A 26,413-nucleotide genomic window follows, 5' to 3' on the forward strand; every position below is an offset into this window, starting at 1 on the left:
TCGTTTTTCTCGGCCTCCTGCCGAAACCGACGTGATCTGGCGAGTTCCTTCACTGCAGCGATGCAGAGCGGAATGAGGGCATGCCGCAGATCTTCTCACCCAAGGCCGACGGCCTCGCGCGCCTGACGATCTGGGGTGTCGCGATCGCCGTCGTGGTGGCCTTGGGAGTAACGTTCCTGCTGATGCGCTCACCCTACGCGACGGCCGTTGGCCTGGTGCGCGACCAACCCGTTCCCTTCAGCCACAAGCATCATGTCGGCGGCCTCGGTCTCGACTGCCGCTATTGCCACGCCTCGGTGGAAACCTCCGCGTTCGCGGGCGTTCCGGAAACCGAAGTCTGCATGACCTGCCATTCTCAGCTCTGGACCGATGCCGACGTGCTTGAGCCGGTGCGCGAGAGCTGGGCTACCGGCGCCCCGATCCGATGGCAGCGGGTCAATTCGCTGCCGGACTACGCCTACTTCGACCACTCCGTGCACGTGGCCAAGGGCGTGCCTTGCGAAGCCTGCCACGGCCGGGTCGACCAGATGCCGCTCACCCGCAAGGCCGAGCCGCTGACCATGAGCTTCTGCGTCGACTGCCACCGCGACCCGGCGAAACGACTGCGTCCCAAGTCCGCCGTGTTTGCCATGGGCTGGAGCACGAAGAAGTCGCGCGCTGAGCTTGGCCACTACCTGATGAAGGCAAACGGCATCCAGACCGAAACCCTCACAGACTGTTCGACGTGCCACCGATGAGCGCAGACAAGCACACCCTCGTCGACCGTCTTTCCCGCGCGCGCCAGAGCGGCGCAAAGGGACCCTCGCGGCGCACCGCGCTGAAGCTGATGGGCGCGACGGCGGCCTTTTCCAGCCTCGCCGGTTGCGTTCCGCCGCGCGAGGAGATCGTGCCCTATGTCGACATGCCGGAAGGAATGGTGCCGGGAACGCCGTTGTTCTACGCGAGCGTCTCGCCCACGACCGGATGCGGGGTGCTGGTGGAAAGCCACGACGGCAGGCCCACCAAGATCGAGGGCAATCCCGATCACCCGATGAGCCTGGGGGCGACCGACGCGGCCTCCCAGGCCGATGTCCTCGACCTTTACGATCCGCTTCGAACCGAGGCGGTCCATCGGGACGGCGACCTCACCTCCTGGGGCGATTTCGTTGCCTCGTTTCGCACCCGCGTGCGCGCCCATCGTGAGCAATCGGGCCAAGGCCTCGCGATCCTCACGGGCGCGGTGCGCTCGCTCACGCTCGCCGGCCAGCTCGACAGCCTGAGCGAAACCATGCCCGAAGCGGCGATCTATCGCCACGAGCCGATATCCGACGCCGCCACCCGGGCCGGGGCTGCCCGGAGCTTCGGAGAGCCGGCCCTTCCCTTCCCGCATCTCGATCGCGCCGAGATCGTCCTGTTCCTGGATGCCAACCTGTTTGCCGAGCCCACCACAGGGGTTCGGCACGCACGGGATTTCGCGGCGCGACGGCGGGCACGAGGCGGAGCCGGCGACTTCAACCGCGCCTACGCGGTGGAGAGCGAAACGACGACCACTGGTGCCTCCTGCGACCATCGGCTGGCGCTCCCGCCTAGCGGGATCGACCGCTTCGCCCACGCGCTTGCCGCCCGCTTCGGCATCGGACCAGAGGCGGGCATGGACTCCGACCCCGCCGACCGCTTTCTCGACCAGGTGGCCGCCGATCTCGATGGCCATCGCGGGCGCGGCGCGGTGGTCGCTGGCCGCGGCCTGCCGGCGGAGATCCATGACGTTGTCAACCGGATTAACGTCGCCCTCGGCAATGCGGGCACGACGATCTCGTACCTGCCACCGGTGGATCCTGGCCTCGATACCCTTCCGGGGCTCGCTCAGCTTCAGGACGACGCCTTCGCAGGGCGGATCGACAGCCTCGTCATTCTCGACTGCGACCCGATCTACAGTGCTCCCGATCCCGAACGTATGCGCGCGGCCCTGGAGGCGGTCGATGTCACCGTCCATCATGGCCTCTACCTGGATGCGACAGCAAAGGCCTGCGACTGGCAGATCGCGGCCCGGCACTTTCTGGAGGATTGGAGCGACGTCCAAGCTGCCGACGGCACCGTTGCCATCTGCCAACCGCTGACGCGGCCCCTCAAGGGCGGCCGCTCGGTGCACGAACTCGTCGCCCTGATGGCCGGCGACGCGGTCACCGCACCGCACGATCTGGTTCGGCGCACCTGGCAAAACCGCTTCGAGCAGGAAGGTGCCGACGGCGGGTCGTTCCAGGAGCGGTGGCGAAAGGTCCTGCACGATGGCCTGGTGCCGGGCACCGGCTTCACTCCGATCGCGCCCGAACTGGCGCCGGCCCCGCCGGCTTCGTCCGACGCGTCCATGCCACCTAAGACGGATGGGCTGGAGATCGCGCTGTCGCCAGACCCGTTCCTCTGGGACGGGCGCCGCGCCGCCAACGCCTGGCTGCAAGAGCTGCCGCGCCCGGTCACCCGACTGGTCTGGCAGAACGCCATGTTCCTATCCCCCCACGATGGCGCTGCGCTCGATGTTTCCGACGGCGACATGGTTCGGGTGAAGACCAATGGCGCGACGATCGAGCTTCCGGCGACGGTTCAGCCGGGACAAGCGGTCGGCGCGGCAAGCCTCCATCTCGGCTTCGGCCGCGAGATCGCCGGGCAGGTGCAGAATGCGCAGGGCGTTTCGGCCTTTTCCCTGCGGCCCGACACCGACACGTGGCGCCTGACCGGAGCTAAGATCAGCAAGACCGGCGACCATCGTCCGCTGCTGCGCACACAGCACGACTTCGACACGCCGGATGCCCGCACCTCGGAGATCGTCTCGCTGGCGGACTATCGCGCACTTGGCCCGAAGGAGCGGGAGGAGCCGCCGGAAAGCCTCTATCCCGAGCGCCTCGATGACGAGGGCTACGCCTGGGCGATGGTGATCGACCAAAGCGCTTGTATCGGCTGCGGCGCCTGCGTTGCGGCCTGCCAGGCGGAAAACAACGTGCCAGTGGTCGGCCCCGAGGAGATCGCCCGCAACCGCGACATGCACTGGCTCCGAGTCGACGTTCACCAGACGCCGGACGAAACGCCCGAGACGCGCTTTCAGCCGGTGCCATGCATGCAGTGCGAAAAGGCGCCGTGCGAGCCTGTCTGTCCGGTCGAAGCCTCGGTACACGATCACGAGGGGCTGAACGACCAAGTCTACAATCGCTGCATCGGTACGCGCTTTTGCCAGTCGAACTGCCCCTACAAGGTGCGGCGCTTCAACTTCTTCGACTATGCCGGCGACCCGATCCAGGAGGCCGAGCAGACGCCCACGGAGCCCTCGCTCCTGCAAGCGTTGAAGAATCCCGACGTGACGGTGCGCGGCCGCGGCGTCATGGAGAAATGCACCTACTGCGTCCAGCGAATCTCCGCCGCCCGGCGCGACGCGAAAGTCGACGGCCGCGCCCTCGCCGACGGCGAGATCAAGACTGCCTGCCAGGCCGTCTGCCCGACCCAGGCGATCACCTTCGGCGACAAGAACGACCCCGGCTCCGCCGTCAGCCAGTTGCGGGAAGAGCCGCACGAATATGCCCTGTTCGGCCATCTCGGGACCCGGCCGCGCACGACCTATCTCAAGCGGGTCGTGAACGCCGCCCCGGATCTCGCCTCCGACGGACACGACGGGTCGGAGGAATCCGGATGACGACGGCGGCCGACAGCTCGCTGCATGCCGCAGAGCCGGGATCGGCGCCGGTGGTCGCCGACCGCGGCCTGTCGCGCGACGTCAGCGATGTCGTCCTGGAACGGCCCACGAGCCGGGCCTGGTTGATCTGGGCGCTCGCCTCGCTGGCGCTCACGATGGTGTTCGCCTACGCGATCCTGCACCTCTTTATCGCGGGCGTGGGGATCTGGGGCGTCAACACCAGCGTCGTCTGGGGCCTGGCGCTCACCAACTATGTCTGGTGGATCGGCATCGGCAACGCCGGCACGCTGATCTCCTCGATGCTCTATCTCACCCGGCAGGATTGGCGCTCGTCGATCAATCGCTTTGCTGAAGCCATGACGCTGTTTGCCGCCTTGATCGCCGGCCTGTTTCCGATCCTGCATCTCGGGCGGCCGTGGCTGTTTGCCTGGCTGGTGCCCTACCCGACCACCATGGGCCTGCCGCCCAATTTCAACAGCCCCCTGGTCTGGGACTTCTTCGCGATCGCGGTCTACCTGATCGTGTCGCTGACCTTCTGGTATATCGGGGCGGTGCCCGACTTCGCGACCCTGCGCGACCGGGCACGGCTGCGCCGCCAGCAGGTGTTCTACGGAATACTCGCGCTCGGCTGGCGTGGGTCCGCAGGCCACTGGCGCCGCTACGAGCGCGCCTACATCCTGATCGCCGCCCTTGCGACGCCGCTGGTCGTCTCTGTGCACAGCGTGGTCGGACTCGACTTCGCGGCCAGTGTCGCGCCGGGCTGGAACGAGCCGATCTACCCGCCCTACTTCGTCGTCGGCGCGATGTATTCCGGCTTCGCGATGGTCGTCGTGCTCGCCGCGATCATCCGCTCCGCCTTCAACCTCCACGCCTACATCACCGAGCGCCACTTCGACCTCATGGGCAAGATGATGCTCTTCGGCGCGCTGGTGCTCGGCTACTCCTACGCGATGGAGTCCTTCATCGGCTGGTATTCGGCCGAGGACATGCACCTGTCGATCGTCGTCTACAAGGCGACCGGCGACTACTGGTGGGTGTTCTGGTCGCTGATCGCCTGCAACGTCGTCATCCCGCAGGCGCTGTGGTTTCCGGCCGCACGGCGCCGGATCCTGCCGCTGGTGGTGATCGCGATCCTGATCAACATCGGCATGTGGCTGGAGCGCTACGGCATCATCGTCTTCACGCTCTCCCATGGGCACATGCCGTCGGGCCGGGCCGACTACATGCCCACCGTCTGGGATTGGGCGCTGACGATCGGCTCGCTCGGCTTCTTCCTGCTTCTCTTCCTGGTGCTGGTCCGCCTGGTTCCGATCGTCTCCATGCATGAAATGCGCAAGCTTTTGCGCGGGAGGGTGCAATGACCGAGCCCCGGCCGCGCTATCTGCTGAACTTTGCCGACGAAACCGCGCTGAAATCCGCGCTCGACCGCCTACCGTCCGACAAGCTCGAAATCGTCGACGCTTTTCTGCCGTTCGGCGACGAGGAGATCGCCGAACGCATCGGCGCCGGCCGGAACCGGCTGAACCTTGTGACGCTCGTGGGCGGGCTCTGCGGCGCGGGTTTCATTTTCGCGCTGCAGGCCTATTCGTTCTTGGTCGCCTATCCGTTCGACAGCGGCGGGCGGCCGAGCCTTTCCTGGCCGGCCTTTCTCATCCCGACCTTCGAGATCGGCGTGCTCGCCGCGGTGCTCGCCGCTGCCATCGCCATGTTCCGCGCGAACGGGCTGCCGCGCTATCACCACCCGCTGTTCGAGGTGCCTCGGTTCGAGCGCACCACCCAGGATGAGTTGGCGCTCCTGGTGCGTTCCCTCGATGGCTCCTACCCCGGCGGCCGCGATGCGCTTTTGAGCTTCGGGGCAACCAGCGTCAGCGAGGTGTGGGAATGAGCCGGGGTCCACCCCTTATGCTGGTACTCACCTGCGCCCTCGCTGGGATTCTCGTCGGTTGCGACGACATGTCGGACCAGCCGAAATACGAGACCTACGAGGACGCGCCCGGCTTCCCTCAGGCCCAGGCCGCCCGCCAGCCGCCGGCCGGAACCGTCGCCCGTGGCGCACTGGAGCGCGAGCGCGCGAAACGGCATCCGCCCGAAGTCACCCAAGCCCTGCTGTCGCGCGGGCAGGAGCGCTACGAGATCTTTTGCGCCCCCTGTCACGGACTGGCTGGCGATGCCGATGGTATGATCGTTCAGCGCGGTTTTCCTGCTCCGCCGAGCTACCACACGGCGCGACTGCGCAGCGTCTCCGACCGGCACATCTTCAACGTCATTTCCGATGGCTATGGCGTGATGTTCCCCTATGGCAACCGCATTGCGGTGCGCGACCGTTGGTCGATCGTCGCCTATGTCCGCGCCCTTCAGCGCGCCAGGCAAATGTCGGCCACCGCGACCGTTGTTCCTGAAGCGAAGGAGCCCGGCGGATGACCACCCGGCTTGCCTTCGAGCGCTCCGTTCGCCCTGCCTGCGCCACGCTGGCCGCAATTGCCGGAGCCGGCGCCGTCGTCGCGGCCTATCTGATGGCCCCGCAGGCTGCCATGGCGACCACTCTCGCCGGTTTTCTGTTCCTTCTCGGCCTGCCGCTCGGCGCCATGCTGGTACTCTACACCCATGCCCTCACGGGTGGGCGCTGGGGCGAGCTGGCATACGGTCCGCTGGTCGCCCTCGTCGCGACTTTGCCGCTGGTCATGGTCCTGTTCCTGCCGCTCGCGGCCTCGCTGCCGCTTCTTTATCCCTGGGCCGGACCGCACGCGGCGGAGCTCACCTTCCAACGCGGCTGGTTGCGCGTCGATTTCTTCCTGCTGCGCGCCGTTGTCTATGGCGTGGTCTGGGCCGCGCTGGCCGTGTTCGCGGTGGTTCGTCCCCCCACCACCGGGGCGAGCCGGCCGGTTGCGGCCGTCGCACTCATCCTGCTCGTCGTGACCGGGAGCCTGGCCGCGATGGACTGGGGCATGTCGATCGATCCGGAGTGGCAGTCGACAAGTTATGGCGCAATTTTTCTCGCGTACGCCTTCACGTCGGCGATCGCCGCCTCGCTCATCCTCACCTTACCGAACCACGCCAACGCGCCGGGCGCAGTCAGCGACCTCGCAAAGCTGCTGCTCGTTGGTATCGCCGGCTCCGCCTACCTCGCGTTCATGCAGTTTCTGATCATCTGGGCCGGCAACATTCCGGAGCTGGTGAGTTGGTATCTGGACCGCATCCGAGACGGCTGGATCGTGGTCTTCGTTGCGATCGTGCTGGCTGCCCTGGCGATCCCGTTCTTCGCGCTCCTCAGTCCCACGGTACGTGCCGGCGGCCGTGTGCTTGCCGCCGTGGCCGCCCTGGTGCTGGCCGGGCTTGCGCTTCGCTCGGTCTGGCTCGTCGGGCCGGCTTTCGAGGTTGATGCTGATGCGCCCGTGGTCGCAGTCCTCACCTTTGCCGGGCTTGCGGCCCTGTTCCTGGCAACCTTCTCGTTCGTCTGGAGAGGGCGCCATGGCTGACCAACGCTATGAGCCGGAAGGCGTCCATGTCGTCTGGATCGTTCGGGTCCTGCTCGCAATCATAGGCATGCTCGTCGTCGCCCTCGGAGTCAGCGTTGTGCTGATGCGGCTTTACGCCTCCAACATTCCGGCGATCGAAAGCTTCGCCGCCTTCTGCCAGAGCCTCGTCGCCGAAGGCGATCCGGTGCTGCAGACCGATCCGAGTGCTGACCTTGAAGACGCGCTCGCAAAGCAGCGGGCCGTATTGGAAGGCAAGGCGGCCGAACCGGCCTCTGCATCCATCGACGCGGCCATGACCTCCCTGGTCGCCGATGGCTACCGGCTCGATCCGACGCCCAAGCCCCAGGACCAGCCGGGAGGGCCGCTGCCGTGACCTTCTCGCTCTTTCCCGGCGAAGCCTCCACCGTTGCCGGCAACACCGACCTGATCTTCTTCGTGTTGCTCGCGATCTGCGGCACCGTCCTGATCGGCGTCTCGGTCGCGCTCGTCTACCTGATCGTGAAGTATCGGGAGGGCAACCGGTTCGAGCGGCCCAAACGGCCGGCGAGCAGCCTTCGCCTTGAGCTCACCTGGATCCTGCTACCGCTTCTGATCTTCATGACGCTGTTTACTTGGGCCGCGGCGCAGGATTTCCGGCTGTTCTACCCGCCCCCGACTGGTCTCGATGTCGACGTGGTCGGCAAGCAATGGATGTGGAAGGTCCAGCACGAGACAGGCCAGCGCGAGATCAACGCCCTGCACGTGCCTATAGGCGAACCGATCCGCATCTCGCTGACCTCCCAGGACGTCATCCATTCCTTCTATGTGCCGGCGTTTCGCATCAAGAAGGACGCCGTGCCCGGCCAAAAGACGCTGGTCTGGTTCGAGGCGACCCGCACCGGCCGTTTCCGGCTCTTGTGCGCGGAATTCTGCGGGGCCGGCCATTCGCGGATGACGGGGGAAGTCGTTGTCCTCTCCGAGGCCGACTATGCCGAGTGGCTGGAAGCCCGTCCAACCCAAGCCTCCTTTGTCAGCCAGGGCGCAGAGCTCTACCGCTCGCTCGGTTGCTCGGGATGCCACGAGCCCCACGGCACCGTCCGCGCCCCCAGCCTGGACGGCCTGTTCGGCCGCACGGTCGGGCTCCGGAACGGTGAGGTCGTCATCGCCAACGAGCGCTATGTGCGGGACTCCATCCTGCGGCCCAAGTCCCAGGTGGTGGCCGGCTTCGACCCGGTCATGCCGGACTTTTCCGGGATCGATGAGGACGACCTCTACAAGCTCATCGCCTACATCCAGTCGCGCAGCGACGCATCCGCGGGAGAGCGGCCATGACCGAGCTCACCTACGCCAAGCAGGAGCCGCTGCACTTTCGCGAAGACGGCACCCAGAACTATCTCGCCGACGGGCGCAGCGTCTGGTCGTGGCTGACGACCCTCGATCACAAGCGGATCGCCCTTCTCTACATGGGCACGCTGGTGTTCTTCTTCTTTATCGGCGCCGTCGGCGCTGCCCTCGTGCGTCTGGAGCTGGTCACGCCGGCCGGCGACCTCCTGACCGACGAGGGCTACAACAAGATGTTCACGCTGCACGGCATCATCATGGTGTGGTTCTTCTTGGTGCCGGCCGTGCCCTCGACACTTGGCAATTTCGTCCTGCCCTTGCAGCTCGGCGCGCCGGACCTCGCCTTCCCGCGCCTCAATCTGTTCTCCTGGTATCTGTTTTCCGTCTCCGGCCTGGTCGCCCTGTTCGCCTTGATCGTCGGCGGCGTGGACACCGGCTGGACCTTCTATGCGCCGCTCTCGTCCATCTATTCCGACAGCCATGTGATCCTGGCCGTCGTCGCCGTCTTCATCTCCGGCTTCTCCACGATCGCGACCGCCCTCAACTTCGTCGTCACGATCCACACCATGCGGGCTCCGGGACAGACCTGGTTCCGGCTGCCACTGTTCGTCTGGTCGCTCTACGCCACCAGCATCATCATGCTGCTGGCGACGCCCGTTCTTGCGGTGACGCTCGTGCTGATCGCAGCCGAACGGCTGTTCGGCGTCGGGGTGTTCGATCCGCGTGTTGGCGGCGATCCGCTGTTGTTCCAGCACCTGTTCTGGTTCTATTCGCACCCGGCCGTCTACATCATGATTCTGCCCGGAATGGGCATCGTCAGCGAGGTGATCGCGACCGCCGCGCGCCAGCCGGTGTTCGGCTATCGGGCGATGGCGTTTTCCCTCGTCGGAATCGCCGTGATCGGGTTCTTCGTCTGGGGCCACCACATGTTCGTGGCCGGCCAGTCGATGTATGCGAGCATCGTGTTCTCGCTCTTAAGTTTCCTTGTCGCGATCCCGTCAGCGATCAAGGTGTTCAACTGGCTGGGCACGCTTTACGGCGGCACCATCCGCATCGACACGCCTTTCCTCTACGCCGCCGGCTTCGTCGGGCTGTTCACGCTCGGCGGGCTCACCGGCTTGTTCCTGGCCTCGCTGCCGATCGACGTGCACGTTACCGACACCTACTTCGTGGTGGCGCATTTCCACTACATTATGGTCGGCGGCATGGTGAGCGCGCTCTTCGCCGGCATTCACTACTGGTGGCCGAAGATTTCGGGACGCCTGTTCAACGAACAGTGGGGCAGGACGGCCGCGATCTTAATGTTCTTCGGCTTCAATCTGACGTTCTTTCCACAGTTCATCATGGGATATATGGGAATGCCGCGACGCTACCATGTGTACCCGGAGGTGTTTCAAATCTATCACGTGCTGTCATCGGCCGGTGCCGTGGTCCTGGCGTTCGCCTATCTGATGCCGCTGATCTATCTGAGCTGGTCGTTTCTCTGCGGTCGAGCCGCGGGCCCAAACCCGTGGGGCGCAATCGGATTGGAATGGGAAACGACGTCGCCGCCTCCGACGCGCAATTTCAATGTCCGCCCGCGCGTGGTCTCGGCGCCTTACGGCACCCCGTCTTCGACAATCGGAGGCGACGATGGCTGACTACACCGGGATCGAGGAGCAGTTCGAGAGCGCCGGCCAGCGCGAATATGCCGACACCTTCGGCATGTGGATCTTCCTGGCGACCGAAGTCCTGTTCTTCGGCGGGCTGTTCCTTGCCTATGCCGTTGGCGTGTTCAACGAGGCGGAGGGTTTCCGTCTTGCCCGCCAAGAAACCAACCTGCTGCTCGGTTCAGTCAACACCGGCCTGCTCCTGACAAGCTCCTTCGTCATGACGCTTGCGCTCAGAGCCGCGCAGGTTGGCAACCCGCGCCCAGTGCGCGCCCTCTTGCTCCTGTGCGTGGCGATCGGCACCGCCTTCCTGATGCTGAAAGGCTACGAATATGTCGAGGACGCCCACAAGCATCTTGTCCCGACCTTCGCGTTCGAATGGGATAAACCGCACCCGGAAGCGGCCCGCCACTTCTTCTTCCTCTATTTCGTGATGACCGGGCTGCACTTCGTCCATCTGACCATCGCCGTCGGGCTCGCTGGGGTCTTGGCGATCACCATCCCCCGCGCGGCCCCTCCGCCCGGCTGGCAGGCACGAATGGAGGTCACCAGCCTTTATTGGCACTTCGTGGACATCATCTGGGTGATCTTCTTCGTGCTGCTTTATCTCGGAGGTCGCACATGAAGGTGACCGCTCCCACGCCGCTGAAAGGCGCGCTGATCTTCGTTGGCCTCGCCGTTCTGTTCGCCGCCATGATTGGCGTTTCGTTCGTGCCATTGGGGGGCTTCAACCTCGCCGCCAACCTCGTATGCGCGCTGCTGATCGGCCTTGGGATCACGTTCGGCTTTATGGGGCTCGGGGCAAGCGCGCGGACCTTATGGCTCACGGCTGCGGCCGGGTCACTCTGGCTCGTGATCCTGTTCACGCTGACCTTCGCCGACTACGTCACGCGCAACTGGCTGCCGAGCTGACCATCGGCGCCAAAACGTTTGCCGGCGCGCCGGTCATCGGCCGGGTCGGCAAACGCGCAAAGCCTGACGCTTACGCGTCGGTGACCGCCTTGCGCCGCCGCACACCGGTCACCACGAAGCCCGACTTCGGGAGCGCGGGCATCTCGCCGAGATCGATCGAGAGATCCTGGTGCGGTACGGTGTAGTCGGTAGCAACGAGTTCACGCACCGCCGTCTTGATCAGCACCATCGTCACCCGCTCTCCCGGGCATCGATGGTTGGTTTCGACATAGCCACCACCTTGCGGGACCAGGCGGTACGGGTCGTCATCCCAATCCAGAAAGCGTTCGAGGCGAAACACATCCGGATCCGGCCAGATCGCGGGATCGTGGTTGGTGCCATGCAGATCGAACAGCACCCAACTTCCCGCTACGATCCGGTTGTCGTTCCAGTCCACATCGTGCCGGGCACGCCCGCCAATCGCGGGGAAAAAGGGATAGGCGCGCCGCACTTCATGAGCGAACGCTTCCAGCACGGAATCGGAAGAATTGATGTTTGTTCCCGATCCGGAGACATGCAGGGCATGGGCAGCGAACACAACATAGCGTGCGACGGCTACAATCGGGCGCAGAACGTTCAGGAGCTCGACTGCGGCGACCTCAGACGTAAGGGAGCGTCCGTCCGCGTCCTGGTGATGCGCAATGATCGACAGCGCGCTCTCCGCCGGCGGATCGACCTCTCCGACACGCACATCAGCGACGAGGTCAGCCGCCCAGCGCTCGGCCCGGCGCCGGCCGCGACGCGCCTGCCAATGCTGCCAGCCGAGCGTGCCCACATATTCGATCATGGCCGACAGCTCGTCGCTCAAGGGCTCGAGCGCATATCGCTCGCTGGGGATCCCACTCCAATCGCAGGCCGTCGCACAGAGAATCGGGCGGACCTCGTCGAACAGCACGATGCGCTCGCGCGCTTCCCATTGGATCGACCGCTCGGCCCAGCGCCTGGAAAAGCAGATCGCCAAATCCTCCAGCGCCGTCGGTGTCATCATCCGCAAGAACATCTGCTTGCGGACCCGGTGCGCCGCATCGTCGAGCGTCTGGACGCTGCCGTGATCCTGCAACAGCTTCACCACCGACTGCGGCATGGCGCCTTGGCGACTGAACGCGCCGGGCTCGTAGAAGACGCGCGCCGCCTTTTCTCCCGCCATGACGATCACCGGGTAAAGCAGAAGCCGGCTACGAAACACGTCGGAGCCGAGCTCCTGGCGCCTTCGGGGAAGCGCAAGATAGCCTTCGCGCAAGACGGAAGCGGTGAGATCGAACTCACTTGTATGCGGGATCGCAGTCATCGCAACCGCGCCCGACGGAGAAACACCTGCGTCCCTGCAGGCAGCAGAGTCCTTGTCGTCTTGTTTCCCCTGATTGCCGATGCGCGCCGGTTTAAAGCCATAAGGCTCAAACCCGTGCAGGCGCGCGATCGTTCCGACTTATTCGCCGATTTCTCCTGAACACCATCGGGTCGGCGTCCATCCCGTGACGCACCGACGATTTGTTTGCCTGGGAAGACGATGCTCCAGAACCGGCCTCGCTAAGGAACGGAGCCATGTGGAGTCATGTGAAGCGTCGGTTGTGGCCGTCCCTCCCCCTGGATTCTGCAGTTCGCCAGCGCCCACCATTCCCGGCGAGGATTTCGTGCTAAGCACACACACATGTCTTGGAGGAGTGGCGGTCCCCCCAATCATGCGGATTTTACCCCAATTTGGCGCCCGGCTCGCCCTTGCCTGGCTGTTGGTGCTTTTGGCCGTCGGCGTCGTCCAAGCTGGCGTGTTGCAATGGCAGGATATTCCTCCGATCGAACTCAGCCGGCTTTCTAGCGGGACGACCCTGTTCGGCTTTGCCGCCTATTCGCGATCCAGTGAGCCCGACCTCACCCTCGACGCCGCTCTGGAGACGCCGACCTGGCAGCCCCTCACCGCATCGACGCGCAACCAGGGGATCACGGCAGACACTTTTCGAATTGCCTTCCGGCTAGTGAACGACACGAACCACGACCAGTCGCTCGTCATCAGCCACGATATTGCGAATCTCTCGACATTCGCCGTCAACGTCATTGCCCCGGATGGTGAGGACACTCGAACCGTCTTTCGGGCCAACGACCCATTCGCCGACCGGGCCCTACCCTATGCGGGCCCCGCCGCCGAAATCAGCGTTCCCGCCAGCGCCAGCCGCGACGTGGTGGTGAGTTTTCGCAACGATTACATCATCCCACTTCACATCAGTCTGCACCTGTGGAGCGCGTCCACTTTCGAGCGCCACATCATCGTGAACACGGCGTTCTACGTGTTCTGGATCGCGTGTCTTCTGATGACGGCGGTGTTCTGGACGCTCTACGGCACGATCATGCGCCAGCTCCGTATGGTCGCCTATGCCGTCTATATGTACGGTCTGGTCGCGACCTACGCCCTATTTTCCGGCGTCGGTTATCTGGTTCTCTATCCCGATCGACCATGGATCGCCGAGCTCGGCTTTCATTGGTCGCTTTTTCTAGTCGCCGCCGCGGCATTCGAGTTTGCCAGGCGCCACCTCGAGATGGCGGCTAATCATCCCCTCCACAATCGGATCCTCATCGGCGTAGCGCTCTTCTGCCTGGCGCTTTCGGTCGGCTCGCTCGTGGTCCTCCCGATGTCCGTGGAGGCCCCGCTGAGTTTCGTCGCCGTCAACGGGGCCACGCTCTACATCATGACACTCAGTTGGATCGCGTGGATCCGCGACGGTGTCTCCTATGCCAAATGGATGGTGTTCGGCTGGGTAAGCGTTGCGATCGGCGCCCTGCTTTCCACCTTCGGCAGCATGCTGAACTTTCCCTACACTACGGCCACGCATACGGACTTTGTCCAGCTTGCCTTCGCCGCGACCGTGCTGGAGAGCCTGCTCCTGAGCATCTCGCTCGCACAGTGGCTGCGCGGGCAAGAAACGGCGCGGGTGGCAGCCGAGGAGGCCGCGGCGCGAGATGCGCTGACGGGACTGTTGAACAGAAGGGGATTCGGCCGGCGGGTCGACCGATTGGCCGCCAGTGGAAATTGGCCGGGCAATCTCTGGCTTGCCGCGATCGATATCGACCGATTCAAACACATCAACGACACCCACAGTCACGCCGCAGGTGACGCCGTATTGGTCCATCTGGCCGGAATTCTGGTCGCCGGGGTGCGGGCCGAGGACACCATCGCACGTTTTGGCGGGGAGGAATTCGTCCTGCTGTTTTCCGCCCATACGGAAAGCACCGCGCGCTCTGTACTGGAACGTACGCGGGAGCAGTTTGAAATGAAGCGGACGTCCTACGGGACGGGCATGATTTTCCACACCTTCAGCGCGGGTCTGGTACGCGCCGCCGATCATCCAGGAGCAGACAAGGCCGGGCTGGTGGCTCTTGCCGACCAGGCGCTCTATGCGGCCAAACGAAACGGCCGCAACCGGGTCCATGTGTTTGGAAGCGAAAGCCAGCACGGTGGCGACGGACGCCACGCCCATTCCTGAGGCAAAAGACCTTGGATGGTTCGGAACACCCACTTGGAGAGTCTGGCTCCGGCGACCGACTGGGCCAGCCGGGCCGCCCCGACGGCCGGGGGGTGCTTGCATGCGCAATGGCAAGACATGCATGATTTCGGGCCTTAGCGACCCGAAATCATCGTTCAAAAGACGCTTATATCCGCCTGAATAGCCCTGTTCGGAACAGATCGACGGGCGGATTTTGGAGCCATTTCCGATCGATCGGGTACGAGACCACCTGATCGGCGGAAACGACTCGCCGGGATTAGCTGTTCACCAGCTCCTTGAGCGGCTTGCCCGCGCGGAACTTCGGCACGTTCGCCGCCGGAATCTTGATGGTCTTGCCGGTGCGCGGGTCACGGCCCTCGGAGGCGGCGCGCTGGGTCACGGCAAACACGCCGAAGCCGACAATGCGAACCTCGTCGCCGCCCTTCAGGGCCTCAGAAATGGTGTCGAACATGGCGTCGACGGCCTTCTGGGCTGCCGGCTTGGTCAACTCTGCTTTGTCGGCCACCGCGGCGACCAGATCGTTCTTCTTCATGTGGTTCCCTTTCTTAAATGACAGCCACAAAGGATAAGCCAGCCCAGCCGTCCACTCTTGGTGCGGCGAAACACGCTTGAGCGCAACCGCCTTTTCCGAATTTTTCCCGGAAATCCGACGTTTAAGGGCGTCCTATGACAAAAAAGCCCCGCGGAGGAAGCTCCGCGGGGCATTGTCGTCACAACCTGTCGGCAAATCGCCGCGTCTCACCGAATCGCCAGGATGGCTGCGGCGAAACGATAGGGTCGGCAAGCTCGGGTCTTTCGACCCGAGCTCAACCTTGTTCAGTGGGCGCGCATGGCTGCGCTGTCGTCGTCGCTGACGGCCACCGGATCGTTGGCGTGGGCTTTCTCGTCCCACTCGATCGGCTCCGGCGTGCGGACCAGAGCCCGGGAAAGCACCTCGTCCATGCGGGAGACCGGAACGACGTCCAGCCGGTTCTTCACCGAGTCCGGAATGTCGGCCAGATCCTTGGCGTTCTCTTCCGGAATCAGCACCGTCTTGATGCCACCCCGGAGCGCCGCCAGAAGCTTCTCCTTCAACCCGCCGATCGGCAGCACCCGGCCACGCAGCGTGATCTCGCCGGTCATGGCGACATCGCGACGGATCGGGATGCCGGTCATCACCGAGACCACGGCCGTCGCCATGGCGATGCCCGCCGACGGTCCGTCCTTCGGGGTTGCCCCTTCCGGCACGTGGACGTGGATGTCCTTCTTGTCGAACAGCGGCGGCTCGATGCCGAAGTCGACCGACCGGGAGCGGACGTAGGACGCCGCCGCGGAGATCGATTCCTTCATCACGTCGCGCAGGTTGCCCGTGACCGTCATCTTGCCCTTGCCGGGCATCATGACGCCTTCGATGGTCAGAAGCTCGCCGCCGACCTCGGTCCAGGCCAGTCCGGTGGCTACACCGACGGCGTCCTCCAGCTCCGCCTCGCCGTAGCGATAGCGCGGCACGCCCAGATAATCATCCAGGTTCGCGTCGGTGATCGCCACGGTCTTGGTTTCGCCCTTGGAGATGACGAGTTCCTTGACCGCCTTACGGGCCAGCGTGGCCAGTTCGCGCTCGAGATTACGGACGCCGGCCTCCCGCGTATAACGGCGAATGACCGTGCGCATCGCGTCATCGTCGACCGTGAACTCACCGTCCTTCAGGCCGTGCTCGCTCACCGCCTTCGGCAGCAAATGCCGCTTGGCGATTTCCACCTTCTCGTCCTCGGTGTAGCCGGCGATCCGGATGATCTCCATCCGGTCGAGCAGCGGTCCGGGGATGTTGAGGGTGTTGGCCGTGGTGATGAACATCACGTCCGACAGATCGTACTCCACCTCCAGATAGTGGTCCATGAACGTGGAGTTCTGTTCCGGATCGAGCACCTCCAGCAGCGCCGACGACGGATCGCCGCGGAAGTCCATGCCCATCTTGTCGATCTCGTCGAGCAGGAAGAGCGGGTTGGACTTCTTGGCCTTCTTCATCGACTGGATGACCTTGCCGGGCATCGAGCCGATATAGGTGCGCCGGTGACCGCGGATCTCGGACTCGTCGCGAACGCCGCCGAGAGACATGCGCACGAACTCACGTCCGGTCGCCTTCGCGATCGACTTGCCGAGCGAGGTCTTCCCGACGCCGGGCGGGCCGACGAGGCACAGAATCGGACCCTTCAGCTTGTTCGCCCGGCTCTGGACGGCGAGATACTCGACGATCCGTTCCTTGACCTTCTCAAGCCCGTAGTGATCGGTCTCCAGCACATGCTCGGCATGCGAGAGATCGTGCTTCACCCGTGACCGCTTCTTCCACGGCAGGCCCAGGAGCCAGTCGAGATAGTTGCGGATGACGGTCGCTTCCGCCGACATCGGGCTCATCTGACGCAGCTTCTTCAGCTCGCCATTGGCCTTGTCGCGGGCCTCCTTGGAGAGCTTGGTCTTCTTGATGCGCTCGTCGAGCTCGGCCAGCTCGTCCTTGCCGTCCTCGCCGTCGCCCAGCTCCTTCTGGATCGCCCGCATCTGCTCGTTCAGATAGTACTCGCGCTGGGTCTTCTCCATCTGGCGCTTGACGCGCGAGCGGATGCGCTTTTCGACCTGGAGCACGGAGATCTCGCTCTCCATCAGGCCCAGCACCTTCTCCAGACGCTCGGAGACGGAGGCGATCGCGAGGATCTCCTGCTTCTCCGGGATCTTCACGGCGAGATGCGAGGCCACCGTGTCGGCGAGCTTGGCATAGTCCTCGATCTGAGAGACTGCGCCAATGACCTCCGGCGAAACCTTTTTGTTGAGCTTCACATAGCTCTCGAACTCGCTCACGACGGAGCGGGCGAGCGCCTGGGCTTCAACCTCGTCGGGAACGGTCTCCTCGATCAGGTCCGCCTCAGCCTCGAAGAAGCCTTCACGATCGGTGAAGCGTGTGATGTTGGCGCGCGCATTGCCTTCGACGAGCACCTTCACAGTGCCATCGGGCAGCTTCAGAAGCTGCAAGACGGTGGCGAGCGTACCGACCTCATAGATCGCACTCGGTGCCGGATCGTCGTCACCGGCCTCTTTCTGGGTGGCGAGCAGGATCTGATTGTCGGCCCGCATCACCTCTTCCAGCGCGCGGATCGACTTTTCGCGCCCCACGAACAAGGGCACGATCATGTGCGGAAACACGACGATGTCGCGCAGAGGCAACACGGGATAAACCTGTCCCGCATCCCCTTGCCGTGTGTCCTGGTTTTCCAAACTGCTCATTCGTCCGTCCTTTCCCGAGAGCACCCCAGGCAAAGGCGTGGGTTCGGACCCCTCGCCGAAGCGGTGCTCTGACTTTCGTCCAACGACCGAGAACTGGGATCAGAGGGAGATCCTGATCGCAGGTCGATCCCGGAGCCGAACTCGCCATGTGCTGATAATGCACGAGTCGGGCCACCGGAGCTGCGGCGTTTTGAGCGGATGCGGCATCCTTGTGGATTGACGCCTTCTCCGCATCCGGCCGGGCCAGGGAAGCACCCAAAACTGGCGTGCACCTGACCCCCCACGACCGCAAACGTTTCTCAATAGGTGGACCGCTATATACGGCGTTTCAAGTCGCTGATGGCGAGGATATCTCCTCACCTGCGTCCAGCCGGAAAAAACGAAGCGCCGGGAGGTGACCCGCCCGGCGCCCGATATCCGTCCATCGCTGGAAAATTCCGGTCAGGCCGACGTTAGCGAGGTCCCTGCGCGGTCCGCGTAGATGTAGAGCGGACGCGCCTTGCCCTCGACCACTTCCTGGGAGATCACCACCTCACGCACGCCTTCCAGACCCGGAAGTTCGTACATGGTGTCGAGCAGGATCTCCTCCATGATGGAGCGCAGACCACGCGCACCGGTCTTGCGCTCGATCGCCCGCCGGGCAATTGCCGCCAGCGCGTCCTCGTGGAAGGTGAGCTCGACGCCTTCCATCTCGAACAGCCGAGAGTACTGCTTGGACAGCGCATTCTTCGGTTCACGCAGGATCTGCACGAGGGCTGCCTCGTCCAGGTCCTCCAGGGTCGCAATCACCGGAAGACGGCCGACAAACTCCGGAATCAAACCGAACTTCAGGAGGTCTTCCGGCTCCACGGCATGGAACAGCTCGCCGGTCTTACGGTCCTCCGGCGCCATCACCTGGGCGGAGAAGCCGATGGACGTGGTCCGGCCGCGATCGGAAATGATCTTCTCCAGACCCGAGAACGCGCCGCCGCAGATGAACAGGATGTTGGTCGTATCGACCTGAAGAAACTCCTGCTGCGGATGCTTGCGTCCCCCCTGGGGCGGAACGCTTGCGACCGTGCCTTCCATAATTTTCAGAAGCGCCTGCTGCACGCCCTCGCCCGACACGTCGCGCGTGATCGACGGGTTGTCGGACTTGCGGCTGATCTTGTCGACCTCGTCGATGTAGACGATGCCGCGCTGGGCACGCTCGACATTGTAGTCCGCAGCCTGCAGGAGCTTCAGGATGATGTTCTCGACGTCCTCGCCAACATAGCCGGCTTCCGTCAGCGTGGTCGCATCCGCCATGGTGAACGGCACGTCGAGGATGCGCGCAAGCGTCTGGGCGAGCAGCGTCTTGCCGCAACCGGTCGGACCGATCAGCAGGATGTTCGACTTTGACAGTTCGACATCGTTGTTTTTCGAGGCGTGGTTCAGCCGCTTGTAGTGATTGTGGACGGCGACCGACAGCACCTTCTTGGCGCTCGGCTGGCCGATCACATAGTCGTCGAGCACCTTCTGAATTTCGGCCGGGGTGGGAATCCCGTCGCGCGACTTCACCAGCGAGGATTTGTTCTCCTCGCGAATGATATCCATGCACAGCTCGACACACTCGTCGCAGATGAACACGGTGGGCCCCGCGATCAGCTTGCGCACCTCATGCTGGCTCTTCCCGCAGAACGAGCAGTAGAGGGTGTTCTTGCTGTCGCCGCCGCCGCTGACCTTGCTCATCCAATCAACCTCTTCGTATCTGCTGACCGCCACACGAAGCGACGGTGCATGTCCCCCCTCTTGCCATCGCACAGCATCAGGGCCCGGAGTTCAACTCCGAGATTCGTTCGCTGGCCCGACTCAGCTATGCAATCACGGTGCCTATTGGCAAATCAAGCCTGCATCGGGCTTCCATTTCCTTAAGGAACGCGGCGAAAAACCACGTCCCTTGCCCCTTGCAGATTTGCTTTTGCCTCCCAAGGAGCTTGAAAGCTCCCCAGAAAACTAGCCTTCAAGCGCGGTGCGGCTAGAGATCACCTGATCGATCAGACCGAACTCCTTGGCCCGATCCGGGGTCATGAAATTGTCGCGCTCAAGCGCCTCTTCGATCTCGTCGAGGGCTCGCCCGGTGTGCTTCACATAGATTTCGTTCAGCCGACGCTTCAGCGCAAGGATCTCCTTGGCATGCAGCTCGATATCGGCCGCGGTGCCGCGGAAACCGCCGGACGGCTGATGCACCATGATACGGGCATTCGGCAGCGAGAAGCGCAGATCCTTGTCGCCGGCGGCGAGCAACAGCGAGCCCATGGACGCCGATTGGCCGATGCACAGCGTCGAGATCGACGGGCGAATGAACTGCATGGTGTCGTAAATCGCGAGGCCGGAGGTCACGATGCCGCCCGGCGAATTGATGTACATCGCGATCTCTTTGTTCGGATTCTCCGACTCCAGGAACAAGAGCTGCGCACAGGCCAGCGAGGCGACAGTGTCCTCGATCGGACCGGTGATGAAGATGATGCGCTCCTTCAGGAGGCGCGAGAAAATGTCGTAGGCCCGCTCGCCCCGGTTCGTCTGCTCGACGACCATCGGCACGAGAGTGCTCATGTAGGTGTCAATCGGATCTTTCATACCCGGTCCCGCTGGAGGCGCTCGTTTGGGGTCCTCAAGACGCGGGCCGAACGCCCGCGTCCGTCGTCTGGATCAGTCAGCAGAATGCGGGATGCGGGCGAACAACCGATGCCCGCGCAACCTCATCCCGCTTCTGTCCGCCGCCCGATCAGTGATCGTGGTGGTGGTGCTCGTGATCGTGGTCATGATCGTGATCGCCGCCCTCCGGATCGGCGAGCAGCTCATCCGCGCTCACCGGCTTCTCCTTCAGGGTGACGAGCTCGAACAGATAGTCGACCACCTTGTCCTCATATAGGGGCGCCCGCAGCGATGCCATCGCCTCAGGCGTTTTGGTGAAGTACTCGTAGGCCTGCTGCTCCTGGCCCGGGAACTGGCGGACCCGCTCGATCAGGGCGCGCTGCAGCTCCTCGTCATTGACCTGAACCTCGGCGTTCTCGCCGATCCGCGACAGGAGCAGGCCGAGCCGCACCCGGCGGTCCGCGATGCCCTGATAGTCGTTGCGCACCGTTTCCTCGGTCGTGTCGTCGTCCTCGAACGAGCGGCCGGACCGTTCGCGCTCGGCCATCTCCTGCTGCCAGATCGCATCGAACTCGGCGGTCACCAGCTTCTCCGGGACCTCGAACTTGTAGGCCTCGTCGAGGGCGTCGAGCAAAGCACGCTTGGCTTTCTCGCGGCTTGCCTGGTTGTAGGCGGATTCCATCTGGCTCTTCAGCGCTTCGCGCAGCTTCTCCAGGGATTCCAGCCCGAGGCGCTCTGCGAACGCATCGTCGATGACCGTCTCCTGAGGCGCCGTCACCTCCGCGACGGTGACGTCGAAGGTCGCGGCTTTGCCGGCAAGCTGCTCGGCCGGATAGTCCTCCGGGAAGCTCAGCTCGATCACCTTCTCCGTGCCCGCCGCCACTCCGGTGAGCTGCTCCTCGAAGCCCGGAATGAAGCGGCCGTCGCCGATCACGACTTCGACATCTTCCGCCGCGCCGCCTTCGAATGCCTCGCCGTCGATCTTCCCGACGAACGAAAGCTTGACCTTGTCGCCCTCTTCCGCCGGGCCGTCCTTGGTGTCGTAGAGGCGATTGTGTTCGGCCAGATGCGCCAGCTCTTCGTCGATCTTCTCGTCGGCGACCTCGGCCACCGGCTTCTCGATCTCAATCTTGTCGAAGCCGCTGAGCTCGATCGCCGGCAGGATCTCATAGGAGACCTTAAAGGCGAGATCGGCGTTGCCTTCCACGACGCCATCCATCGTGACGCCCTCGAGCAAGTCCACGTCCGGCTGGGTCGCCGGGCGCTCATCGCGATCGTTGATTGCCTGCTGCACCGACTCGTTCAGGACCTCGCCGATGATATCGCCCATCGCCCGCTTGCCGTACATCTTTTTCAGATGGGTCAGCGGTACCTTGCCCGGGCGGAAACCGTTCAACTTCACGGAGTCCTTCATCTCCGACAAGTAACGATCGAGGCGCTCGTCGAGCGTGGTGGCCGGAACGACGACCTCGAGCTCGCGCTTCAGACCGTCGGAAAGCGTCTCGGTGACCTGCATACTGTTCTTCTTCGCTACCAGTCGTGAAAATTCGGGTTGAACGGCGTCCGCCACGTCTGCGGCTGCAAACGGTGCCGGTGAGATAAGAGATGCCCGATCGCGTTTGCAAGGGCTGCCGTCGAAACGCTGCCTGGTGCGGGCGGAGGGATTTGAACCCCCACGGCTTGCGCCACTGGAACCTAAATCCAGCGTGTCTACCAATTCCACCACGCCCGCGCGGCGCCAATTTCGGCCAACTCACGCCGGTTGGGCACCGCTTTTTGCACAAATTCAGCGCCATGGCGACAGGGTTTGTGATCTTTTCTTTTCGGAATTGCGGGCGCGCTGTCGGGGAGAATCGACCTGCGGTCTGCGCAGGGCTGCGATCCGCAGCCGTCCACATCTTCGTGCGCACATCGAGGCTTGCCTTGGTAGCCGAACGTGGGCTTCAAGAGCGTGGTCAAGCCCCGAGAGAAAGCGCGCAATGGTGACACCGAGCCGACCGTTCAGCCGACTTGCGTCCACGGTTGCCATCGCGACCATTCTTGTCTCGGTTGGCATTATCTACGTCCTGCTCGCAAAGCCCTCGATCCCGGACTATCCGTTCGGCTGCGACCCTTACGGATACGCCCGGCAGCAAGAGCTCTTTCGCGACAAGGGCTTCGTCAATGGTCTTGATACCCGAGCTCAGGACGAGGAGGTGCTGTTTCTCATCAAGACAGCGCGTGCCGCCGGGCTGACGCCGGATCAGTTCGGGGAAATGATTGCGCCACACTGCCATCATTATGAGGAGGGCTCGGATAGCGTCATCCTTCAGTATCCGCCGGGAACCGGCTTCCTGCTGTCGCTGCTGCCCGAAGATCGCGAGGTCGAAGCGCTCGCCCTGCTCTCGTTGGCGGTGGTCCTGGCGGTTTTCGGGATCTTTGCGGTCCGGAGCCTGCCGGCATTCGTGTCGACCGCCGCTGTCATCGGCGGTCTCGTGGTCGTTGCCATGCCGTTGGCGAACAGTACCTTGATGGTGAGCGCATCATTTGCGCCGACCTTGGGCTTCATCACCCTGGCGACTGCTCTTCTTCTCTACGGAACGCATCGCCCCGACCGCCCAAGCTGGTGGACGGGCGCCCTGCTCGGCCTGCTCGCCGCTTTCTTGATGAATCTGCGAATCGCCAATGCCTTCGTCGTGATCGGGATGGCCGTCTTTATCGTGATCGCGATCGGAAGCCTGTCGCCAAAGCGGCTCGCGCGCCAACTCCCTTTTCTCCTGTCCGGCGTGGTCGTGTTCGCGATCGGCCTGCTTCCCTTGCTGACGGCAAACAAAATCAACGCGGGCGGCATTTTTGAATCGACCTACGGGGTGGCGGATTCCGCGCCTGCCCGGTTCGAAACTGCGCTGTTCCTCCGCAATTTGCGGTTCTATTTCTTCGACACCCCTGCGACGCCGGTGACTTGGGGCGCCCTTGCCGCGCTTCTCCTGGTGCTCGTGGCGGCTGTTTTCGCCCCCTCGCCACAAAGTCGCCGTCGATGCTGGGCGGCATTCCTAGGTGGCGCGGCGGCCTACGGCATTTCGATCGTCTTTTTCGGCACCCACGAAATCGCCGCCACGCCCTACCTGATCCCGACCTCTGCCTTCTGCGTGGGACTGTGCGTCTTCGTGGTTGCGGAGACCACCGGGGTGGAAGGCCTGCGTCTGCGGGCTGCGGGGGCCGTGGTCACCGTTGTCGCGGTGCTCGCCGCCGGCCAGGTCTTGATGCTGCCACGCCACAGCTATCGGGTCGAAGCTCCGGCAGAGGTGCTCGCCCCGGAGGCGATCGTCTGGGCGGATATGACCAGCGGCACTCTGCGCTACTATCGCCAGAAATACGCAGCCAAGGTCATTTTCACCGGCGAATGCGAGCAGTCGACCCTGATCAATGCCGTCTCGGAAGCCGGCCGACCGCAATTCTTCGTCGTCGACAGCGACGCCATGCAACGGCTCGTCGACCGGATCGTCGGGGACGGTCGCCTCTCCGCCGCGGGTACCTTGCACGCCCGCGAAGATCGGCCGATTTTTCGCCTGGAGCCGGGGATCGCCGTGCCGGGCTGCTGATCGACGGCAGCGCTGCGCGCTACGCGTCTTGCCCGACCAGTCCGGCAATGACCGACTTCAGAGCGGGCGCCAGGTCTTCCGCAATCAGGGCGGCGCCTGCGTGCCGACCGGCCTCGCCGTGCAACCAGACCGCCATTGAGGCAGCTTCGAACGCCGGAAGCGATTGGGCAAGCAAGCCCGTCACGATGCCGGCGAGCACGTCGCCGGAGCCTGCGGTCGCAAGCCATGCCGGCGCATTGTCTGCGATTGCGGCGCGTCCATCGGGTGCCACAACCACGGTATCGGCGCCTTTGAGCAGGATTACCGCCCCGCTGCGCGCGGCGGCCATGCGGGCACGGTCGAGCTTTGAGGGCGCGGCATCGTCCACGGCCTCGTCGTTCGCAGCCAGGTCGGGAAAGATCCGGGCGAACTCCCCCTCATGGGGCGTCAGAACAACTGGGCGATCCGGCCACTCCTGCACCGCCTGAAACAGCCGCTCGGGCCGATCGGCGAAGCTTGTCAGCGCGTCGGCATCGAGGCAGACGGCCCTGTGCGCGCCGGGCGAACGATCTTCACCTCCGAGAATCACCTCGACGGACGCGGCCGTCCCCTCGCCCACTCCGGCGCCGGGCCCAATCAGAACCGCATTCAGTCGCCGATCGGACAGCAGTGCCGCGAGCCCCTCCGCCCCATCGATAGCGCGGACCATCACGGCGGTCAGGTGCGCCGCATTGACCATAAGCGCATTGGGCGGCGAGGCGACCGTAACTAGGCCCGATCCGGCTCTGAGGGCCGCGCCCGCCGCAAGGCGCGCGGCTCCCGTCTGAGCCATCGGACCGGACACGACGACCGCATGGCCGCGAGCGTATTTGTGTCCGTCCACGCGCGGGGCGTGCCAAGCCGCACGCCATAGCTCCGGGGCATTGTAAAATGCCGTCGGCGCGATTTTACCAAGAGCGGCATCCGGAATGCCGATATCGACCAGCTCCACGGATCCGCACAGGCCGCGCCCGGGAAACAGGAGATGTCCGGGCTTCTTGCGAAAAAAGGTGACCGTCGCACCGGCCCTAACGGCCCAGCCGAGCACCCGTCCGGAGCGACCCGAAACCCCGCTCGGCAGATCCACCGCCACCACATCCGCGCCGCACGCATTGATCGCCCGAACCAAGTCTGCCGCACGCCCCTCGATCGCACGCGCCAGACCCGCGCCGAACAAAGCATCCACCACAACGTCGGCACCAGCGACGATCCCCGTCCCCGCCGGCTCGATTTCGCCCTCCCACGTGCTCGCAGCCCAGGCGGCATCGCCGGAGAGCTTCTCCGGATCGCCCAACAGGCCCAGCCGGACGAGGTAGCCGTGCGCGGCCAGAAGGCGCGCCGCGACGAAGCCATCGCCCCCATTGTTGCCCGGCCCCGCCATCACCGCCACGCGGGCCCCTGGAGGATGACGGCGGATGACGGCGTCGGCGACGCCCCGTCCAGCCCGCTCCATCAGGGCTTGGCCCGGCGTCCCTGCCTCGATCGCATAACGGTCCGCCCGGCCCATCTCCTCCGGGGTTAACAGCTCCAGCATCACGGCCCACATCCAATTCTGTCCCGCCTCATGCTTTCAGGCGGTTCTCATCTCCATTCTATGCCGATTTCGGCCACTCGCATCGACCCCGATGCGAAACACGGCCGCGAGCCCCCTCATGACCGAATCGGAAGGTCTTCCCAGGCTCGGATGGAGAGATCCGCTCGGGAAGCGATCGCGGTCGCACAAAGGCTTTGCACTGCAATCGACCAACTTTTAATCAGAATGCATAATAAATGGACAAATCGCTGCATCGCTCGGTTTGCCTCGGAATATCGGGCCATCGCCGGCTGTGCGACGGTGGCCGGACGCCCGAAGGAGAAGCGCGCGATTGTCACGCGGATGTGCCATGATCTGGCGCGCTCGCGGCGTGTTTCGAAGCGTTTGCGGCGAATTGTCGAGTATCGTCAGGGTTGCGCCAAGGTGGCACGGCCCATGCTATAGCGTCTGGGGATCGGCAACGGCCGATTTCAGTTGGAGCCGCGGAAAGAGAGGCGATGAAGAAGATCGAAGCGATCATCAAGCCGTTCAAGCTCGATGAGGTAAAAGAGGCGCTCCAAGAGGTTGGCCTGCAGGGAATCACCGTCACCGAAGCCAAGGGCTTCGGACGCCAGAAAGGCCATACCGAGCTCTATCGCGGGGCGGAGTACGTGGTCGACTTCCTGCCGAAGGTCAAAGTAGAGATCGTGCTTGCCGACGAACTAGTCGAGAAGGCTGTGGATTCGATCCGCAATGCGGCCCAAACGGGACGCATCGGCGACGGCAAGATTTTCGTATCCAACGTCGAGGATGCGATCCGCATCCGCACCGGCGAGACCGGCCTCGACGCGATCTGAGCCCCCTCGAGTCCGCCTCCTCCTCCGT

General features: G+C 64.1%; 21 protein-coding genes and 1 tRNA gene. 14 read left to right on the plus strand and 8 right to left on the minus strand.

Features of this window, described 5'->3' with window-relative positions; genetic code table 11:
• The first annotated feature begins 80 nt into the window (after positions 1–80).
• Genes HNS03_RS11505 through HNS03_RS11555 form a run of 11 tightly spaced genes read left to right on the plus strand, consistent with a single transcriptional unit; the run spans position 81 to position 11,015 of the window.
• Positions 81–737: a cytochrome c3 family protein gene (locus HNS03_RS11505; RefSeq protein WP_367195426.1), complete on the plus strand. Its 657-nt coding sequence runs from the start codon at positions 81–83 to the stop codon at positions 735–737.
• Positions 734–3,658 carry a 4Fe-4S dicluster domain-containing protein gene (locus tag HNS03_RS11510; RefSeq protein WP_367195427.1) on the plus strand — a complete coding sequence of 975 codons (2,925 nt, stop codon included), beginning with the start codon at positions 734–736 and terminating at the stop codon, positions 3,656–3,658. Before HNS03_RS11505 ends, HNS03_RS11510 begins: the two co-directional genes overlap by 4 nt.
• Positions 3,655–5,019: an NrfD/PsrC family molybdoenzyme membrane anchor subunit gene (gene nrfD, locus HNS03_RS11515; protein ID WP_367195429.1), complete on the plus strand. Its 1,365-nt coding sequence runs from the start codon at positions 3,655–3,657 to the stop codon at positions 5,017–5,019. Before HNS03_RS11510 ends, nrfD begins: the two co-directional genes overlap by 4 nt.
• Entirely contained in the window at positions 5,016–5,543 is a 528-nt protein-coding gene (locus tag HNS03_RS11520; RefSeq protein WP_367195430.1) for a DUF3341 domain-containing protein, read from the plus strand. The genes nrfD and HNS03_RS11520 overlap by 4 nt, the downstream gene beginning before the upstream one ends.
• Positions 5,540–6,079: a cytochrome c gene (locus tag HNS03_RS11525; protein WP_367195431.1), complete on the plus strand. Its 540-nt coding sequence runs from the start codon at positions 5,540–5,542 to the stop codon at positions 6,077–6,079. Before HNS03_RS11520 ends, HNS03_RS11525 begins: the two co-directional genes overlap by 4 nt.
• Positions 6,076–7,134, plus strand: a complete 1,059-nt coding sequence (locus tag HNS03_RS11530) for a hypothetical protein (RefSeq protein ID WP_367195433.1) — start codon at positions 6,076–6,078, stop codon at positions 7,132–7,134. The genes HNS03_RS11525 and HNS03_RS11530 overlap by 4 nt, the downstream gene beginning before the upstream one ends.
• Positions 7,127–7,507 (plus strand): hypothetical protein, encoded by a 381-nt coding sequence (locus HNS03_RS11535; RefSeq protein ID WP_367195434.1) that lies wholly within the window; start codon positions 7,127–7,129, stop codon positions 7,505–7,507. The genes HNS03_RS11530 and HNS03_RS11535 overlap by 8 nt, the downstream gene beginning before the upstream one ends.
• On the plus strand, positions 7,504–8,445 hold the full coding sequence (gene coxB / locus HNS03_RS11540) for a cytochrome c oxidase subunit II (protein ID WP_367195435.1): 942 nt from the start codon (positions 7,504–7,506) through the stop codon (positions 8,443–8,445). Before HNS03_RS11535 ends, coxB begins: the two co-directional genes overlap by 4 nt.
• Entirely contained in the window at positions 8,442–10,094 is a 1,653-nt protein-coding gene (locus HNS03_RS11545) for a cbb3-type cytochrome c oxidase subunit I (protein WP_367195437.1), read from the plus strand. The genes coxB and HNS03_RS11545 overlap by 4 nt, the downstream gene beginning before the upstream one ends.
• On the plus strand, positions 10,087–10,728 hold the full coding sequence (locus HNS03_RS11550) for a cytochrome c oxidase subunit 3 (RefSeq protein ID WP_367195438.1): 642 nt from the start codon (positions 10,087–10,089) through the stop codon (positions 10,726–10,728). The genes HNS03_RS11545 and HNS03_RS11550 overlap by 8 nt, the downstream gene beginning before the upstream one ends.
• Complete coding sequence (locus HNS03_RS11555; RefSeq protein WP_367195440.1) at positions 10,725–11,015, plus strand: Caa(3)-type oxidase subunit IV; 291 nt, start codon at positions 10,725–10,727, stop codon at positions 11,013–11,015. Before HNS03_RS11550 ends, HNS03_RS11555 begins: the two co-directional genes overlap by 4 nt.
• A gap of 70 nt (positions 11,016–11,085) precedes the next feature.
• Here the strand turns inward: HNS03_RS11555 and HNS03_RS11560 are convergent, their stop codons facing one another.
• Entirely contained in the window at positions 11,086–12,342 is a 1,257-nt protein-coding gene (locus HNS03_RS11560) for a cytochrome P450 (RefSeq protein ID WP_367195441.1), read from the minus strand.
• A gap of 184 nt (positions 12,343–12,526) precedes the next feature.
• Here HNS03_RS11560 and HNS03_RS11565 point away from each other — a divergent pair, with 184 nt between their 5' ends.
• Positions 12,527–14,527: a diguanylate cyclase gene (locus HNS03_RS11565; protein WP_367195443.1), complete on the plus strand. Its 2,001-nt coding sequence runs from the start codon at positions 12,527–12,529 to the stop codon at positions 14,525–14,527.
• A 277-nt stretch (positions 14,528–14,804) separates the two neighbouring features.
• Here HNS03_RS11565 and HNS03_RS11570 read toward each other — a convergent pair whose 3' ends face one another.
• The 6 genes from HNS03_RS11570 to HNS03_RS11595 form a co-directional block, all read right to left on the minus strand.
• Entirely contained in the window at positions 14,805–15,080 is a 276-nt protein-coding gene (locus HNS03_RS11570; protein ID WP_367195445.1) for an HU family DNA-binding protein, read from the minus strand.
• A gap of 284 nt (positions 15,081–15,364) precedes the next feature.
• Entirely contained in the window at positions 15,365–17,800 is a 2,436-nt protein-coding gene (gene lon / locus HNS03_RS11575; protein WP_367195446.1) for an endopeptidase La, read from the minus strand.
• A 441-nt stretch (positions 17,801–18,241) separates the two neighbouring features.
• Positions 18,242–19,510, minus strand: a complete 1,269-nt coding sequence (gene clpX, locus HNS03_RS11580) for an ATP-dependent Clp protease ATP-binding subunit ClpX (RefSeq protein WP_367195448.1) — start codon at positions 19,508–19,510, stop codon at positions 18,242–18,244.
• A 264-nt stretch (positions 19,511–19,774) separates the two neighbouring features.
• Positions 19,775–20,398 carry an ATP-dependent Clp protease proteolytic subunit gene (locus HNS03_RS11585; RefSeq protein WP_367195449.1) on the minus strand — a complete coding sequence of 208 codons (624 nt, stop codon included), beginning with the start codon at positions 20,396–20,398 and terminating at the stop codon, positions 19,775–19,777.
• Positions 20,399–20,546: 148 nt separating this feature from the next.
• Entirely contained in the window at positions 20,547–21,932 is a 1,386-nt protein-coding gene (gene tig / locus HNS03_RS11590) for a trigger factor (RefSeq protein ID WP_367195451.1), read from the minus strand.
• Between the two features lie 131 nt (positions 21,933–22,063).
• Positions 22,064–22,148, minus strand: a tRNA-Leu gene (locus tag HNS03_RS11595).
• Between the two features lie 247 nt (positions 22,149–22,395).
• Here HNS03_RS11595 and HNS03_RS11600 point away from each other — a divergent pair.
• Positions 22,396–23,997 (plus strand): hypothetical protein, encoded by a 1,602-nt coding sequence (locus HNS03_RS11600; RefSeq protein ID WP_367195453.1) that lies wholly within the window; start codon positions 22,396–22,398, stop codon positions 23,995–23,997.
• Positions 23,998–24,016: 19 nt separating this feature from the next.
• On the opposite strand, the gene HNS03_RS11605 is transcribed toward HNS03_RS11600, so the two are convergent.
• Entirely contained in the window at positions 24,017–25,561 is a 1,545-nt protein-coding gene (locus tag HNS03_RS11605; RefSeq protein WP_367195454.1) for an NAD(P)H-hydrate dehydratase, read from the minus strand.
• A 485-nt stretch (positions 25,562–26,046) separates the two neighbouring features.
• On the opposite strand from HNS03_RS11605, the gene HNS03_RS11610 reads away from it, so the two are divergent.
• Entirely contained in the window at positions 26,047–26,385 is a 339-nt protein-coding gene (locus HNS03_RS11610; RefSeq protein WP_367195455.1) for a P-II family nitrogen regulator, read from the plus strand.
• Positions 26,386–26,413: the final 28 nt, after the last annotated feature.

The organism is Amorphus sp. 3PC139-8, assembly GCF_040750475.1.
GTDB lineage: Bacteria > Pseudomonadota > Alphaproteobacteria > Rhizobiales > Amorphaceae > Amorphus.

What these genes read in the sequence shown, in the direction of transcription:
- HNS03_RS11570 (WP_367195445.1), bottom strand. Translation starts at nt 15,080, where the DNA reads ATGAAGAAGAACGATCTGGTCGCCGCGGTGGCCGACAAAGCAGAGTTG.
- HNS03_RS11560 (WP_367195441.1), bottom strand. Translation starts at nt 12,342, where the DNA reads ATGACTGCGATCCCGCATACAAGTGAGTTCGATCTCACCGCTTCCGTC.
- HNS03_RS11550 (WP_367195438.1), top strand. Translation starts at nt 10,087, where the DNA reads ATGGCTGACTACACCGGGATCGAGGAGCAGTTCGAGAGCGCCGGCCAG.
- HNS03_RS11600 (WP_367195453.1), top strand. Translation starts at nt 22,396, where the DNA reads ATGGTGACACCGAGCCGACCGTTCAGCCGACTTGCGTCCACGGTTGCC.
- HNS03_RS11535 (WP_367195434.1), top strand. Translation starts at nt 7,127, where the DNA reads ATGGCTGACCAACGCTATGAGCCGGAAGGCGTCCATGTCGTCTGGATC.
- HNS03_RS11545 (WP_367195437.1), top strand. Translation starts at nt 8,442, where the DNA reads ATGACCGAGCTCACCTACGCCAAGCAGGAGCCGCTGCACTTTCGCGAA.
- HNS03_RS11510 (WP_367195427.1), top strand. Translation starts at nt 734, where the DNA reads ATGAGCGCAGACAAGCACACCCTCGTCGACCGTCTTTCCCGCGCGCGC.
- HNS03_RS11530 (WP_367195433.1), top strand. Translation starts at nt 6,076, where the DNA reads ATGACCACCCGGCTTGCCTTCGAGCGCTCCGTTCGCCCTGCCTGCGCC.
- tig (WP_367195451.1), bottom strand. Translation starts at nt 21,932, where the DNA reads ATGCAGGTCACCGAGACGCTTTCCGACGGTCTGAAGCGCGAGCTCGAG.
- HNS03_RS11505 (WP_367195426.1), top strand. Translation starts at nt 81, where the DNA reads ATGCCGCAGATCTTCTCACCCAAGGCCGACGGCCTCGCGCGCCTGACG.
- HNS03_RS11610 (WP_367195455.1), top strand. Translation starts at nt 26,047, where the DNA reads ATGAAGAAGATCGAAGCGATCATCAAGCCGTTCAAGCTCGATGAGGTA.
- HNS03_RS11585 (WP_367195449.1), bottom strand. Translation starts at nt 20,398, where the DNA reads ATGAAAGATCCGATTGACACCTACATGAGCACTCTCGTGCCGATGGTC.
- nrfD (WP_367195429.1), top strand. Translation starts at nt 3,655, where the DNA reads ATGACGACGGCGGCCGACAGCTCGCTGCATGCCGCAGAGCCGGGATCG.
- HNS03_RS11520 (WP_367195430.1), top strand. Translation starts at nt 5,016, where the DNA reads ATGACCGAGCCCCGGCCGCGCTATCTGCTGAACTTTGCCGACGAAACC.
- clpX (WP_367195448.1), bottom strand. Translation starts at nt 19,510, where the DNA reads ATGAGCAAGGTCAGCGGCGGCGGCGACAGCAAGAACACCCTCTACTGC.
- lon (WP_367195446.1), bottom strand. Translation starts at nt 17,800, where the DNA reads ATGAGCAGTTTGGAAAACCAGGACACACGGCAAGGGGATGCGGGACAG.
- HNS03_RS11605 (WP_367195454.1), bottom strand. Translation starts at nt 25,561, where the DNA reads ATGTGGGCCGTGATGCTGGAGCTGTTAACCCCGGAGGAGATGGGCCGG.
- HNS03_RS11525 (WP_367195431.1), top strand. Translation starts at nt 5,540, where the DNA reads ATGAGCCGGGGTCCACCCCTTATGCTGGTACTCACCTGCGCCCTCGCT.
- HNS03_RS11555 (WP_367195440.1), top strand. Translation starts at nt 10,725, where the DNA reads ATGAAGGTGACCGCTCCCACGCCGCTGAAAGGCGCGCTGATCTTCGTT.